Source organism: Alphaproteobacteria bacterium (assembly GCA_040220875.1).
In the GTDB taxonomy this organism is placed as follows: Bacteria; Pseudomonadota; Alphaproteobacteria; order JAVJVX01; family JAVJVX01; genus JAVJVX01.
Genome location: JAVJVX010000003.1, coordinates 441,521 through 456,455, shown reverse-complemented (window position 1 = coordinate 456,455; position 14,935 = coordinate 441,521). Strand labels below are relative to the sequence as shown.

The following is a 14,935-nucleotide window of genomic DNA, read 5'->3' as shown; positions in this document are numbered from 1 at the left end:
GAGGACCGCATGGAGGATCACGATTGAGTGATCGGACGGGGCATGCCCCGTCCGATCATCCCGGAAACAGCGAATACTCGGGCTATTCGGCCGCTTCTGCGTAAATTTTCTGGAAGGCCGGCCGCCCCACGCATGTCTCGAACCAGGCCTGGACCTTGGGGTAGTCCCTGTAATCCTCGTTCAAATACGTCAGCAAAGCCATCACGGAGGCGAGGTTGAGGTCAGCCACCGTGAAACTGCCGCCGACGAGGAACGGCTGCGCCGCCAGGTGGTCGTCCAGCACCTTGAGGGGCCGGTCCATGGACTTCCGGGCCTCGATTGCGGCGGCCTCGTTGCGCTGGTCTTCGGGCTTGAACAGCCTCTCCATCAGGAGGGTAATGAGCAGCGGCTCCATCTCCGTCATGGCCCAGAAGCTCCACTGTACGACCTGCGCCTGCGCCTGGAGCGAGTCGGGCCAGAGTTCGCCCTTGTATTTCATGGCGAGATAGAGGTTGATCGCCATCGATTCGAAGATCCGGAAGCCGTCATCATCGAGCACCGGAATCTTTCCGTTCGGATTAACCGCCAGAAATTCAGACGCCTGTGTATCCCCCGTCGCCTGGTTGGTCGGGATATGCTCGTAATCGGCCCCTAGCTCGTTCAGCATCCATTGGCAGCGGGGGGCGCGCGACTGGACGACACCGTAAAGCTTCAGCATTCAGTTACTCCCTGTCTGTTGAACGCCCGGCCACGAGGCCAGGCGCGTTGGAATTCCACAAGGCGGCAGCATAGCCGCGCGTGTCGGCCGATCACCACCGGAAACTGGCGGCGTGCGCCCGCGATGACTCTTTTGTGACACCGCGACATCCTGACAGACGGGGTGAGACCGTCATTCCGGGCGGTCCGGTTGGCGGAGTTGCTCAAGATAGGCCAGAACCTCGTCGAGCGATCGAAGATCCGCGTAGCGACGGCCCATGTCCAGGAGGTTTGCCTCATGCGGCCCCGCCTCGACGTCACTGATGCATTCCAGCGCGATGATCGTGTGCCAGCCATGGGAAAAACTGTCGATAACGCTTGCCCGGATACAACCGCTGGTGTTGCAGCCGGTCACAATCACCGTATCGACGTTATGCCGGGTGAAATAGGCGGCGACCGGGGTTTGGAAAAATATGGAAGGCGCCGTCTTTTCCACAACAAGGTCCGATTCGTCATGGATCCGCGGGTCGATCTCGGTCGCGGGATGACCGATAAAGAACTCGCCCTCATACATCAACGTGATCTTCCAGCGCGGCATCTGCCGGCGGTCCTGATAAGCCATGCGGCAGCTCGCAATGGGGATCCCCATCGCCCGCGCCGGCCCGAGAAGCCGCGCTGTCTGTTCAACCGCCGCGTCGATCATCGGGCTACCCCCCAGCGCGAATCCCTTTTCGGTAAAGCCGCGCTGAAAATCGACCACGACGATGCCGGGCCGGTCGCCGAACCCGACAGCCTGGCCGTCATACCCCATTTCCCGGTACCGATCCGACGACCCGTCATTTTTTCCTTCTGTCATGGTCTTCCTCTCGACTGCTTGACGTACTAAAAAACGGAATAAGAAAGGAACACTGCATGCCTCTTTCCATCAATTCGGAACGACTTTGGGACCGCCACATGGCGCTGGCGACAATCGGCGCGACCGACAAGGGCGGCGTCAACCGGCCCGCCCTGTCCGATCTCGACGGCGCCGCCCGCCGGCAGCTCGCCACCTGGGCACGGGAGGCCGGCCTCGACCTGCAGACGGATGCGATCGGCAACCTCTTCATGATCTTTCCCGGAACGGAGCCGGATCTCGCGCCGGTGCTCACAGGATCGCACGCGGACAGCCAGCCTACGGGCGGCAAATTCGACGGAGCCTACGGCGTGCTCGCGGGGCTGGAAACCCTGTGCGCCTTTCGAGATGCGGGCATCCGCACGCGACGCTCCGTCGCGACGGTCGCCTGGACCAACGAGGAAGGCTCGCGGTTCACGCCGGGACTGATGGGCTCCGGTGTCTATGTGGGCCGACTGACCATACCGGAATTCGAGGACCATACCGACGGCAAGGGCGTCACTGTCACCACCGCCCTGGTCGATTTCCTCGCAACCACGCCAGACATCCCCGAGGCACCCTTTCCGACGCCAAGCCATTATATCGAGGCTCATATCGAACAGGGGCCCGTGTTGGAGGCCGCCGGCAAGACCATCGGTGTCGTCACCGCCATTCAGGGCGCACGCTGGTTTCGCGTTTCGCTCGGCGGCGAGGAGGCTCACGCCGGCACGACGCCGCGGCGCAACCGGCGCGATCCCATGGTGTCCGCCAGCCGGATACTGGCGCGCCTGCTGGCCGAGGCCGACGATGGCGAGGCCGATATAACCCGGTTCACGGTAGGCCAGATCGAAGCCTTCCCGGGTTCGCCCAATACGGTGCCGGGCCGGGTCGTCTTCACGATCGATTTGCGCCACCCCGAGGTGGCCGCGCTCGACCGCTACGAAGCCCGGATACGGGCGGCCGCGGCCGAATTGGCGGTCCCTTGTGATGTCGAGGTCAGCCAGGTATTCGATGCGCCGCCCACGCGCTTCGAGCCCGAATTGGTGGACCGCATTCGCGACACAGTCGGTACGCTCGGCTACAGCCATATGGACCTGCCCTCGGGCGCGCTTCACGATGCCGCGAACATGGCTAAGATCTGCCCGAGCGCGATGATCTTCATTCCGTGCGAGAAGGGCATCAGCCATAACGAGGCGGAGGCCGCGACACCGGCGGATGTGGCGGCCGGCACCCATGTGCTGGCCAATGCGCTGCTCGATCTGGCGGAGCCCGTTTAGCGCGGAAAATGCCCCTTCGCGTGCTCGCGGGTCTGCACCCCGCGCGCGTGCTCGGAAGCAAATTTGCGCCACATGGTGAGTTCGACGTCCGGCCGGTACAGCCGCTCTCGGTTCCAGCCGTCCTCTTCGCCGTAGAATTTCTGCATTTCCTTGCGCGCGAAGGCGTCGTCGATGGTGAAACCGCGCACGACCGGCTCCTCCCAGAGGAGCGGCCCCTCTTCCGTCAGCCAGCGATCGGCCCATTCCTCGTCGTCGGTGTGAATGACACCGAACTGGAAATAGGTATGGGTTTTCTCGTCCTTGGGGACGTAGGCCTCGTAATGGGTGCAGTAAGGCTGCGGGAAGGTGGTGACCCGCAGCATGCAAGGCAGCCACAGCCCGACCGTTCCCTCGTAGATGATCTGCGTCACCTTGCGGAGCTCTTCCTCCGACTTGCCTCGCGCCAGCGGCAGGATGATCTCCTTCTTGGTACCGTCCTTCAGCGGAATTTCGGCCCGGTGATTGAAGGTCGTCTTTTGTACCTTGCGGGTAAAGCCCTGAGGCGCGCCGTGCTCCGTCCGGTAATCGATGGTTTCTTGGAGATCCGCCGGGGTCGACGTGTAGCCGAAAGACGTGTGCATTCCCATATCGAGGCTGAGCGGTGACCAGTTGTGAATGAACTGGTGGCCCGGATCGTAGCCATTCTCGCAGGCAAGGCGCCAATTGGACTCGATATCATAAGGCTCAGTGGCGTAGATGACGGCGTTGTCGTCAAGGAAATGAGGGGCAACATCGTTCTCCACCGGCCCCGGCTTTTCATCGCCGACAAAGATGAACAGGATCCCCTTGCGTTCCTCCACCGGGTAGCTTTTTACCCCGCACTTCCCGATGAGGGGCGAGTCCGGTTCGTTCAGGATGGTCCGCAACTGCCCGGTTTCGATATCGAAGGTCCAGGTATGATACCAGCAGCTCAGAGTCTCCTTGGTATAGAAGAGCGGACGCGCCGAAAACCTGACACCGCGATGCGGGCACCTGTCTTCGAGGGCGAAAACTCTTCCCTTCTGCCGCATCAGCAGAATCTCCTCGCCCAGAAGCTTGACCGCCTTGTGCTCGCCTTCCGCCAGGTGACGGCTCAGCGCCGCCGGATACCAGTAGTTCCGGAGCCCCAGTTCGGCGTCCAGCCAGACCTGCCAGGGCTTGGCGCCCTTGCGCGTTTTTTCCTTGAGCACTTCGACATGGCCGCTCGTTTCATCGATAAGCGTCCGGGTGAACTTTTCAGCCATATCCATCTCCTTGAAAAATTTATCCCCTGCGACGCGCCAGCGTCGCAAGCCAGGGCTGTTCCTCCCGCGGGCGACCTTCGGGCCGGAAGTAATGATCGATCAGTTCGAACCCGGCCTCCGTCAGGAAACCGGTCCAGGCGGCCAGATCGTGATAGCTGCCATAGCGCGGGCCATTCCAGCCCTCTTCGTTCTTTCCCCGTGGATTTGACGAAAACAGAACCCCACGCGGCTTGAGGGCGCGGCGTAGACGGGCCAGCGCATCGGGGAGCACGCGGGCCGGCACATGGAAGAGGACGGCATTGGCGAAGATACCGTCGAACGCCCCGCTTGGCAGATCAAGATCGAGGAAGTCCTGATGCCAGACCTCGGCACCCGAGCGCTCGTGCGCCATGCGCACGAAGGTCTCGCAGCCGTCGAGGCCTGTTACCTCGTGACCGAGTGACTTGAAATGGACCAGGTCGCGGCCGGGTCCACAGCCGAGATCGAGGATGCGAAAGGGTGGCGCTCCCCCTATCGCGCCGAGGAACGCCTCATAGTTCTGGCTGACGTCGTGATCCCGGGTATTTTCCCAGAAGGATTCAGCCGTGGCCGAATAATGCGCCAGGGTCCGGCGGCTGATGTCCGAAAGGCCCTCTGTCCCCGCCCTCGTCCTCGCCACCGCCGGATCTGACACGATGTATGCTCTCAGTCGTTCTTCTGGATGAATTTGGTCACGACCTCGTCATGCTCTTCCGGCAGTTCCCACTGAGGCCAATGGGCGGCGTTGCGCATGATATGGAGATCGGACCCCTTGATCAGCGACTTCAGATATTCCGCCACATCCTCGCCGTGGAACGGGTTCTTGTCCGTCCAGAGAACGAGGGTGGGCACGCTGATGGTCTGGATATGCTCTTCGTTGAAGAGGTAACCTTGGCAACTGGGATGGAACAGGCGGTCATAGTATTCCAGCAGCGCGTTCTTGGTCTGCGGGATGGTCCACAGCTTGTAACGCAGCTCCACCAGCTCGTCCGTCGCCCCACCCAGCGGCATCAGCCAGTCGAGGCGTGCCTTGATCGTCTCGCGGTTGGGGTTGTTGAGTGCATTCAGCGAAGTCGTCCGCAACGAGTCCAGGTCCGAGACCGTCTCCTCGACGGCGCCCGGCTTGAATTTCATGCCCCAGGCAGTGTTCAGGATGGCGCCCGCCACTCGGTCCGGGTGGTTGATCGCCATATCGTAGACGATCCAGCCGCCAAGGGATTCCCCTTCGATAAAGGCTTTCTCGATTCCCCGATGGTCCATGAAGTTGAGAATCTGGTCGGTGAACTGCTTCAGCCAGTTTCCTTCGTCATATTTCGGCGCCGAGGACATGCCGTGCCAGATGAAATCGATAGCGATGGGATGACAAACCTTCGACAGGCGATCCATATTGCGGGCATAGGTCTCCGCGTGGCCGCCACCGCCGTGCATCAGGATGAGTGGAGTTCCCTCACCCTTCTCGATGATCCGGCTCCGGTACTTGCCGGTATCAACGAATGTCTGCTCGCATCCCAGTAGATCGTTGTGAATTGTCGACATAGGCACTCCCTCGTTCCTCGGCGCCCCCAGGACGCGCTCGTCCGTTCGAACCAAGTTGACTTGTGGCGTCGGTTTTAGCGTTTCTTTTTCCGGCTGGCCAGTTTTTACGGCCAGCTTTTACGGCTTGTCCGGTTATCGCTTGAAGTGGCCGAGCGTATGCTCACGCTTCTGGATACCCCGGGCGACCTCGCCGGCGAAAACACGCCACATCAGAAGCTCCACGTCCGAGCGGGCGAGCTGTTCCTGATCCCAGCCCCCTTCCTCGTAGTAGAACTGGGCGATGCCCTCACGTGCCTCGGCGTCCTGGATGGTGAAATCCTCGACGACCGGCACTTTCCACCGAACCTGACCCAATTCGCCGTTGGCCCACTCATCGGCCTCCTCTTCGCTCTTGCACCGCTTCCAGCCGCACTGGAAGTAGTAGTGGGAATTGGCGTCCCGCGGCACGTAATACTCGTTATGGACAACGCCCGGGAACGGCCAGGGATCGACCTTGAGCCCGCACGGCATCCAGAGGCCGATCGTGGTTTCCTGCTGAAGCTCGGAAAAGCGCGCCATCTCCGGCTCGGTCATGCCCTCGGCAATCGGCAGGGTCACCGTGAAAGGCGCGCTGCCGTTCTTGCCCGGCACATCCACCGACAGACCCATGGTGGTTTCGGACGCATAGCGCGTGAAGCCGCGCGGCCCGTCCGTCGGGTTCTGGTAGATGGCCGTTTCGAGCAGCGCTTCCTTCTTCGACACCCAGCCGAACGACATTGGAATGCGCGCGTTGATGGCGAATTTGGACCAGTTGTGAATGTAGTGATGGCCCGGGTCGTAACCGCCTTCGCAGCCCAGGCGCCAATTGGCCTTCACCACGTAGGGGTCGGCGACGCATACCGCCACGTCCTCGTCGAAAAAGCCCGGCGGCACATCGTCCTCGAGCGGCGGCGGCGGGTTCATGTCACCGACGAAGGTGAAAATCACGCCCTTTTCCTCGCGGACCGGATAGGCCTTGATGCCGACATTGCCGCACAGCGACGATTCGGGATCGTTCAGGATGCAGCGGATGCGCCCGTCATTCAGATCGAACATGAAGGCATGGTGCCAGCACGTGATGGTATCGTCCGTATAGGTGATCGGACGCATGGAAAACTTGGTGCCGCGATGGCTGCACCGATCCTCGATGGCGTGAAGTTTGCCGCCTCGGCGAAGGTAGAGAATTTCTTCGCCCAGAAGCTTGATCGCCTTGTGCTCGCCCTCGCGGATGTTGCGGCTGGCTTCGGTCGGATACCAGTGATTACGAAAACCCAACTCCGCATCAAGCCAGCCCTGCCACGGCTTGTCCCGCGTGGCAGGATCCTCCGTCCCGTCCTTTTCGAAATCGGGCACGTAGGCCGCGGTACGCTTGATCAGGTCTGCTGCAATCGCGTTCTGTTTCATCGCTCTCTCCTCTTCATCGCTCTCTCCTCGACCGGACATGCCGGCCCTCGATCTCCCGGCGCTGCGACACCCTTGTCGTGCTGACTGAGCGCCTCTCGGGTCGACTCTAGCCAAGCGGCCGGACGGGGGGAAGCCTTTATCAAAAATTGCCTTAATTTTTTATTTTGCCTGATCTAGCCTATGATCCGGTCGGCCCAGCGAAAAAGACCCTGTTCCCCCGGCGAGCCGGTTAGGATCTGGGCGAGGCGGGCAATCGGTATTTTCAGGGGGAGACGGAGACATGGCGGCACGGGCAGGCAGTTCAAAAGGCTCAGCGGGGCGGCGCGAGGCGCCGCAACATGTCAGGACGCGGCAATTGCCCCTCGCCGCGCGGCAGGAAAAATGGTTCGAGAAGGCCGCCGGCCTCATCAGCGAGGAGCGCCTGCAGCAACTCGACCTGGCGCTCACGGATATTCACAGCCCGACCGGCGAGGAGCGCGAGATCAGCGAGTTCATCGCCCGTTATCTCGACGAGGCCGGCTTCGAGGCGGAATACCAGCCCATGACGGAAGATTCGGGCAACGCGGTCGCCTATCTGCGCGGCTCGGGCGACGGTCCTTCCGTCATGCTGTATGCGCCGGTAGATACCCATATCGAGGCGGATCCCGCTTTCGATGTCCCGTGGTGCGGGCCGGAGCTGCGGGCCGATATGGTGCCCGAGGGGCAGTTGCGCGACGGGCTTGTGGTCGGCCTGGGCGCGGCCAATCCGAAGGCGATGGTGACGACGCTGATCGAGGCGGCGCGCTGTGTGAAGGAATCGGGTGCGCAATTGAAAGGCGATATCGTCCTGGCCTTCGCCGGCGGAGGCATGCCGGTCTCGAGCGCGCTGCGCGATAAACGCGGCCTCAGCGACGGCGTCATGCATATGCTGAACCGCGGCGTCACCGCCGATTTCGGCCTCATCATGAAGCCCTGGAACTTCGTCTATTACGAGGAAGCCGGCCTGTGCTGGTTCCGTGTCAATGTGCGGGGCTCGATGGGATATTCCGGCGTCCCGCGCGGCATTCCCACCTTCCGCAGCTCCATCGTACCGGCCGCCACCGTCATCCAGGAAATCGAGGCCTGGCTGCCCGAATACACCAAGAAGAACGCTTCGGGCCAGATCTCGCCCGAGGGCTGGATTGCCGCCGTCCATTCGGGCTGGCCGGACCGCCCGGCCTTCCCCTCGGCCACGACCGAGATCCTTGTCGATATCCGCATCACGCCGCGCACCCCGCCTTCGGACGTCAAGGCGCAGTTTGGCGATCAGATGAACCGGATTTGCCGGAAACACCCCGAGATCGATCTCGACTGGGAGATGATCGCATCCTGCCCCACGGGCTCGACCGATCCCGACAACTGGATCATCCATTCGGCCCAGCGCGGCTGGGAACGGGTGGAAGGCAAGAAGCATCCCAAATCCCCGCGCCACGGCGGGCAGACGGACGGCGCGGCGATCCGCAACTACGGGATTCCGATGGCGCGGCTGGGCTGGCCGTGGCCCTATGACGGCATGCCGGAGGAACTCGCCGATGGACTGGGCGGCATGGGCGTGACCCATATCCCGGATCTGGTTCCGTGCTGCAAGAAGCTGATCTACGCGATCATCGACACATGCAGCCGGTCGCGAAAGGAGGTGGGGCTCTAACGGCCCTGCGGGCTAGCGCAGCGGGCTGAGGTCAAGGGCCCGCCAGACACCTTCGAGATTGGCAAGAAATGCCGCATCCTTGCCGGCGGCCCCGACAAGCTGGATGCCGAGCGGCAGGCCGTTCGGCCCCCGGCCACGGGGCAGGCTCGCGCAGGGGAGGCCGAGATAGCTCCAAAGCCGGTTGAAGCGCGCATCACCCGTACTGCCGAGCCCGTGCGGCGCCTCGCCCGGCGCGGCCGGCGCCAGCAACAGGTCGAGCCCGTATTTCGCCCAGAGTGTTGCGGTAAAATCGCGGCAGCGGCGCAGCAGATCGAGTGCCTCCGCGTATTCGCCCTTGGGGATGACATCCCCTTCCGCCAGCAGCGCGCCCAGGAGAGGCGAAATTCGATCACCGTCCTTCGTCCGGATATAACCAAGATCACGTGCCGCCTCGAACGCCATGACGGTCTGATGTGCGGCGTGGAGACCGGAGAAATCCTCGCCGAACTCGATTTCATCCACCTCGACCCCTGCCGCCTGCAGGTCACGCGCGGTCTGCAGGACGAGCGCCTGCATGGCGGGCTCGGCCTTCGGCCAGTCGGGTGTCCGGCAAAAGGCGACCCGGGGCCGCTCGGCAACGACCGGCGTCATGGCGCGGACGCGGGATTTCCCGCTGAGGCTTGCCCAGAGCAGCCAGATGTCACTGACATCGCGCGCCATGAGCCCGACCGTATCGAAGGAAACGGACAGCGGGTTCACGCCCTTGAGCGATACCCAGCCATGGCTCGGCTTGAAGCCGACGATGCCGCAGAAGGAGGCCGGCCGGACGACCGAGCCGACCGTCTGCGTGCCGAGCGCCAGGGGCACGTGAAAATCCGCGACCGCCGCGGCCGACCCGCTCGACGAGCCGCCCGGCGTATGCGCGGGGTTATGGGGGTTGGCGGTATCGGCCGGATGAAAGGTCGCCAATTCGGTGGTCACGGTCTTGCCGGGCAGGATGGCGCCCGCCCTGAGCGCACGCGCCACGACCGGAGCGTCCTTCGGGGGCCGCCGGCCGGCAAAGACGGGCGAGCCGAACTGGGTCGGGAAATCCGCTGTATCGATGATGTCCTTGATGCCGAGCGGCAGGCCGAACAGGCCCCCCCGCCGGGCCGGCGCCATCCCGTCCAGCTCCCGTGCCCGTTCCGCCGCCTGGGTCGGGTCCAGCGTCGCCCAGGCCCGGACCGTGGGCTCGCGCGCCGCGATCCGGCGCAGGCACGCGTCGAGCAACTCGCCTGGTGACAGCTCGTCGCTCTGGAGAGCCTGCGCGGCCTCTCGCGCCGTCAGTCGGCACGGATCGTGGAAAATCTTCGTCATCCGATTACGGGCTCGTCAGCCGCCACCGTTGAGCTCGAGGCCGTGGCCGTTCACATAGCTGGACTGCGCAGAACTCAGCCACAGGACCGCATCAGCCACTTCTTCAGGCAAGCAAAGCCGCCCCATGGCCGTGGATTGGCCGAACTGGTCCTGGGCGGTCTCATCGCCGCCCGTCATCCGGTCGAGTAGCGGCGCCTTGACCGCGCCCGGGCAGACCGCATTGATGCGGATTCCCTCGCGCGCATATTCCAGGCTTGCAGCCCTGGTCAGCCCCATGATCCCGTGAGCGGCCGCGCAATAGGACGCGTAATTGGGAAAGCCCACGAGCCCCCAGGACCCCGCCATGTTGACGATCGTCCCAGATTTCTGCGCCAGCATCTGCCGCAACTGGAATTTCATGCCGGCCCAGACACCGTTAAGCTTGATGGAGATCATCCGGTCCCAGTTCTCGGGCGAGATGTCGGCGGTTTTCTCCATCGTGCCTTCCCAGCCCGCGTTGTTGAAGGCGTGGTCGAGCCGGCCGAAGGAGCCCACCACCGCAGCGCAGGCGCCTTCGACCTCGTCGATTCGGGTCACGTCTGTGCGCACGAAGCGGCCCTCGCTCCCCGCCGCCTTTATGGCAGCGACGGTTTCTGCCCCGCCCGCCTCGTTGCGCCCGGCGACAACCACCCGGGCACCCTTGGCCGCGAAGGCGACCGCCGTCGCGCGTCCGATTCCCCCCGTGCCACCGACGACGAGCACGCCGTGGCCGTCGAAGTCCTGCTCGCTCATATTTTCCGCCTAAGCTTTCAACTGGCCGCGCGCGCGCTTGCCGGACGATTTTTTCGGACCACCGCCCGTAAGACCGGCCTCCGGACTGTGGCCCCAATACGCCGCCGCCGTGTAATTTTTTTCTTCCCAGGTCTCGTCATCGACCTCAAGTCCGCCGTAGCCGACCTCGATGGCAAAGCCCGATGGCGAAATCAGATAGAAGGAAATCATCTCGTCATTCGTGTGCCGGCCTATGGAAAGCGCCAGCGGAACGTCATGCTCCTTGCAGAGATCGTAGGCCCGGCCCACATCGTCGATCGAGTTCATCTGAAGGCTGAAATGGTTGAGCGTGCCTGGCTTGGAGCCGAGCCCTTCATTGAACAGGGCGAGCGAATGGTGCCGAGGATTGCAGTGGAGGAACGCGACTTCCGTTTCCGGAAACTGGATATAGTCGCTCAGCCGGAAGCCCATATACTTGGTGTAGAACTCATAGGATGGCTTGTAATCGCCGTAGCACAGCACGACATGGCCGGCTCCCAGCAGGTCGGCGTGGAATCCGCTGATCGCGCGGCCGGGACGGAACGGGTCCTCGTCATGCAGCGGTCCGTAGCAGATTTCCATCGGGAACCCGCCTGGGTCGGTGAACTTGGCGAGTTCAAGCACTTTGCGGAGATCCTTTTCCTTTTTTGTGCCTGGCGTGACCTTCAATCCCGCCCTCTTCACGCTTTCGACCGTCTCGTCGAAATCCGCGCGGGTCGATGTTTCCCATCCCATATAGGCGACGCCGTCCGTCTTGCCGGGATGAAGCGCGAAACGATGATGATGGTCGTCCACCCGGTAATAGAGCGGACCGCCACCCTTTCGCTTGCGTTCCTCCATCCCCAGGATATCCGTGGCCAGGTGACGCCACGCGGCGACATCCGTTATGTTGATACCGACATAGGCGAGCTGGCTAACACCCATCAAAACCTCCTGCGCATGAATTCACACCAAGACTTTAACGCACTTGGAAAAATTTTTAAGGCAATTTTTTATTACCAGGGCCACCGGCCGCGCCCTCTCCTGGCGGTCACGGCGATAATGGCATGGCTTCTCTCCCGGATTCACCCCCTTTAGCGCCCGAATCTGTCCGGGATTATCCGCGTCCGCCCCGGATCGAGCCGGTTCCGCAGGCGATCCGGGTGGAGTTCGCCGGCCGGGTGCTCGCCGAAACGCGCCGCGCGCGCCGGATCATCGAGACCAACTCGCCGCCCAGCTACTATGTTCCCGCCCTGGACGTGCGACGCGAGTGCCTCGTCCCGGCCCGGCATCACACGCTTTGCGAATGGAAGGGGCGGGCCGATTACTGGGATGTGGCGTCGGGGGACCGGCGGGCGACGCTGGCGGCCTGGTCCTACCCCCGGCCCCGGCCCGCATTCGAGGAGATCGCGGGATATTTCGCCTTCTATGCCCAGGCGGTCGACCATTGCTTTGTCGGGGAGGAAGAGGTGATCCCGCAACCGGGCCGGTATTATGGCGGCTGGATCACGGCCAATCTCACGGGACCCTTCAAGGGCGTCCCGGGCAGCGAGGCCTGGTAGGTGGCCGGCGGTTGCGCCGCCCCCGTCTTGGGGTAATAAAGACCCTGCTCCGAAATCAAACAGAACGGCTCCATCCGGCCATGCCCAATTTTCCCACCCTCGACGATATCCCCATATCCGGCCGCCGCGTTCTGGTCCGGGCCGATCTCAATGTGCCCATGTCCGACGGCGAAATAAGCGATGACACCCGCATTCGCGGCGCGGCCGAGACCATTGGCGAGCTTGCGAAGAAGGGTGCGCGGGTGATCGTGCTCTCTCACTTCGGAAGGCCCAGGGGCAAGCTCGATCCAGACTTGTCGCTCGAACCCGTCGCGCCAGTCCTGGCGCGGGCGCTGAACGGGCGGCCGGTGAAGTTCTGCCCCGCCTGGAGGGGATCGGTGGCCGCCACCGCGGTGGCGGCTCTGGACGACGGCGAGGTGCTGCTGCTCGAGAACCTGCGTTTCGATCCGGGTGAAGAGAAGAACGACCCGGACTTCGTCACGGCACTGGCCGAACTGGGCGATCTTTACGTCAATGATGCATTTTCGGCCGCACATCGGGCGCACGCCTCGACCGAGGGGCTGGCTCATGTGTTGCCGGCAGTTGCGGGTCGGCTCATGGAGCGTGAGATTGCCGCGCTCGAAAGCGCGCTGGGAAATCCACGGCATCCGGTGGCCGCCATCGTCGGCGGGGCCAAGGTCTCGACCAAGATCGCCGTGCTCCTGCACCTGATCGGCAAGGTGGATGTTCTGATCATCGGCGGCGCCATGGCCAACACATTCCTTGCTGCCGACGGACGTCCTGTCGGACGGTCCCTCGTCGAAAAGGACATGACCGAAACGGCACGCGAGATCGAGACGCGCGCCCGCGAGCGGGGCTGCAGGCTGATCCTGCCCCTGGATTCAGTGGTCGCGGGAAAGCTCGCTCCCGGTGTCGCAACCCGCACCGTGGCCATCAACGGCGTCGGCGCGGAAGACATGATTCTGGATATAGGGCCCAGGAGTGTGCAGGCGATCCGCACCGAGCTGGAGCGCTGCCACACGCTGCTGTGGAACGGGCCGCTTGGCGCCTTCGAGGTACCGCCCTTTGATGCCGCGACGAATGCGATAGCGACTGCGGTGGCCGCGCTCACGACGACATCGGGTCTCGTCAGCGTGGCCGGCGGTGGCGATACGGTGGCCGCGCTCGGCCACGCCGAGGTGCTGGATCGGATGACCTATGTCTCGAGCGCGGGCGGCGCTTTCCTCGAATGGATCGAAGGGCGGGACCTGCCCGGCATCGCTGCCCTGCGGCGATCTGGCTAGGCCCGGCTAGGCGGCCCGGTTCAAATCCTTGAGCTTCATCTGTGCGGCCACCGCATCGACCAGCCACGGGAAAAAATCGGGCGGATTGTCGAAACCGTTGGCGATGATGCGGGCGAGTTCCGGCATCTCCTGAGCCGCACCCAGGATGCTCGGGATTGGCTCCTGCGGCTCCACCAGGAAGGCGCTGGTCCATTTCACCACCCATCGCGCGTAATCCCAGTAGCGGTCGAAAGTGGCCTGCATCCATTCTTCATCGAAGGCACGCGCGCCCCGCTGGAGAATGGACTCGGTTACGATCCGGGCGCATTTGCTGGCATTGTTCGAGCCCTGCCCGGTCAGCGGGTCGTTCAGCACCACCGTATCAGCAACGCCCATGACCGTCCGGCCGGATGGCAGCCGTGCCACGGGCTTGCGAATCGTGGGGGGAAAGCGGCCGGCCAGGATGCCGTTGGGATCGGTCAACTCGATCTTGCGGCAGCGCTCCGCTTCCCACGGAATGTATGTCTCGAGGATCCATTTGCTCGCCGCCAGATGGTCGGCCGGCGTTTTGACGTCCTGCCAGACCGTGTCCATGGGGCCGCCCACGATGCCCTCCATCACCATGATCTCGCACGGCCCCGTTGTCGTCAGCGCCGGAAACACGAAATACTCGCCAACGCCGGGAATGACATTGAAGCAGACGGTCGAGTGGTCTGGACGGGGCGTCATGTTGTTGACATAGCTCAGAGCCAGCGCCCGCATCGGCTTGTCGAAATCGGATTTTTCGTCATCGCGCTCGAACAGGCGGCCGATTTCGCCCTTGCCGCTCGCGACGAGAACCAGATCGGACTCGTGCGCCATGTTATCCAACTCGTCAATTCCGGCGTCGGCGATCACCAGCTTGCCGCCCTCCCGCTCGAACCGGCGCATCCAACCCGGGATCTTGACGCGCTGATCGACGGATTGTGCGTAGTGATCGAGCCGATGCGCCCAGTGCAGCGCCCGGTCACCATTTTCGCCGACGATGTTGAACTCGATCCCCTCGACCGGCGGACAGGCGTCTTCCCAGTCGTTGATCCCGATATTCCGCTCATTCTGAAGGGCGGTGTGAAACATGCACTGGCTGGACAGAACACGGCCATCACGGACTTCCTCGGCCGTGCGGTTCGTCATGACCGTCACGTCATAGCCCTCGCGCAAGAGGCCAAAGCCGATCTGAAGGCCGCTTTGCCCACCGCCCAGAATGCTGATTTTACGCATCTCTCTCCTCCTGGCCTCCTG

14 protein-coding genes are annotated in these 14,935 nt (G+C 63.1%); 4 read left to right on the top strand and 10 right to left on the bottom strand.

The genetic code is table 11. The features are described 5' to 3' along the window. Positions 1-82: 82 nt before the first annotated feature. Both RLQ26_02180 and RLQ26_02175 read right to left on the bottom strand, forming a co-directional pair. The gene (locus RLQ26_02180; protein MEQ9087534.1) at positions 83-697 is read right to left on the bottom strand and encodes a glutathione S-transferase family protein; all 615 of its coding nucleotides are present in this window, start codon (positions 695-697) and stop codon (positions 83-85) included. Positions 698-868: 171 nt separating this feature from the next. Beyond that, entirely contained in the window at positions 869-1,531 is a 663-nt protein-coding gene (locus RLQ26_02175) for an isochorismatase family protein (protein MEQ9087533.1), read from the bottom strand. A gap of 56 nt (positions 1,532-1,587) precedes the next feature. Between RLQ26_02175 and RLQ26_02170 the strand changes: the two genes are divergently transcribed. Next, positions 1,588-2,823: a Zn-dependent hydrolase gene (locus tag RLQ26_02170; protein ID MEQ9087532.1), complete on the top strand. Its 1,236-nt coding sequence runs from the start codon at positions 1,588-1,590 to the stop codon at positions 2,821-2,823. On the opposite strand, the gene RLQ26_02165 is transcribed toward RLQ26_02170, so the two are convergent. From RLQ26_02165 to RLQ26_02150, 4 genes are all read right to left on the bottom strand, one after another. Then, entirely contained in the window at positions 2,820-4,085 is a 1,266-nt protein-coding gene (locus tag RLQ26_02165; protein ID MEQ9087531.1) for a Rieske 2Fe-2S domain-containing protein, read from the bottom strand. The genes RLQ26_02170 and RLQ26_02165 overlap by 4 nt on opposite strands. Before the next feature lie 19 nt (positions 4,086-4,104). Then, positions 4,105-4,758 (bottom strand): class I SAM-dependent methyltransferase, encoded by a 654-nt coding sequence (locus tag RLQ26_02160; protein ID MEQ9087530.1) that lies wholly within the window; start codon positions 4,756-4,758, stop codon positions 4,105-4,107. An 11-nt stretch (positions 4,759-4,769) separates the two neighbouring features. Next, positions 4,770-5,639, bottom strand: coding sequence for an alpha/beta hydrolase (locus tag RLQ26_02155; protein MEQ9087529.1), 870 nt, complete (start codon positions 5,637-5,639; stop codon positions 4,770-4,772). Positions 5,640-5,771: 132 nt separating this feature from the next. Next, complete coding sequence (locus RLQ26_02150; GenBank protein ID MEQ9087528.1) at positions 5,772-7,061, bottom strand: Rieske 2Fe-2S domain-containing protein; 1,290 nt, start codon at positions 7,059-7,061, stop codon at positions 5,772-5,774. A 280-nt stretch (positions 7,062-7,341) separates the two neighbouring features. Here RLQ26_02150 and RLQ26_02145 point away from each other — a divergent pair, with 280 nt between their 5' ends. Then, positions 7,342-8,727 carry an acetylornithine deacetylase gene (locus RLQ26_02145; GenBank protein MEQ9087527.1) on the top strand — a complete coding sequence of 462 codons (1,386 nt, stop codon included), beginning with the start codon at positions 7,342-7,344 and terminating at the stop codon, positions 8,725-8,727. Between the two features lie 12 nt (positions 8,728-8,739). On the opposite strand, the gene RLQ26_02140 is transcribed toward RLQ26_02145, so the two are convergent. From RLQ26_02140 to RLQ26_02130, 3 genes are read right to left on the bottom strand one after another with little or no spacing between them, the layout of a single operon-like run. Continuing rightward, positions 8,740-10,062: an amidase gene (locus RLQ26_02140; GenBank protein MEQ9087526.1), complete on the bottom strand. Its 1,323-nt coding sequence runs from the start codon at positions 10,060-10,062 to the stop codon at positions 8,740-8,742. A 15-nt stretch (positions 10,063-10,077) separates the two neighbouring features. Further along, the gene (locus RLQ26_02135; protein ID MEQ9087525.1) at positions 10,078-10,833 is read right to left on the bottom strand and encodes an SDR family oxidoreductase; all 756 of its coding nucleotides are present in this window, start codon (positions 10,831-10,833) and stop codon (positions 10,078-10,080) included. Between the two features lie 9 nt (positions 10,834-10,842). Then, positions 10,843-11,775, bottom strand: a complete 933-nt coding sequence (locus RLQ26_02130; GenBank protein MEQ9087524.1) for a VOC family protein — start codon at positions 11,773-11,775, stop codon at positions 10,843-10,845. A 122-nt stretch (positions 11,776-11,897) separates the two neighbouring features. Between RLQ26_02130 and RLQ26_02125 the strand changes: the two genes are divergently transcribed. Together RLQ26_02125 and RLQ26_02120 are read left to right on the top strand one after the other, a co-directional pair. Further along, positions 11,898-12,392 (top strand): DUF427 domain-containing protein, encoded by a 495-nt coding sequence (locus tag RLQ26_02125; protein MEQ9087523.1) that lies wholly within the window; start codon positions 11,898-11,900, stop codon positions 12,390-12,392. An 80-nt stretch (positions 12,393-12,472) separates the two neighbouring features. Further along, entirely contained in the window at positions 12,473-13,675 is a 1,203-nt protein-coding gene (locus RLQ26_02120; protein ID MEQ9087522.1) for a phosphoglycerate kinase, read from the top strand. A 6-nt stretch (positions 13,676-13,681) separates the two neighbouring features. On the opposite strand, the gene RLQ26_02115 is transcribed toward RLQ26_02120, so the two are convergent. Continuing rightward, on the bottom strand, positions 13,682-14,914 hold the full coding sequence (locus RLQ26_02115; protein ID MEQ9087521.1) for a styrene monooxygenase/indole monooxygenase family protein: 1,233 nt from the start codon (positions 14,912-14,914) through the stop codon (positions 13,682-13,684). Between the last annotated feature and the right edge of the window lie 21 nt (positions 14,915-14,935).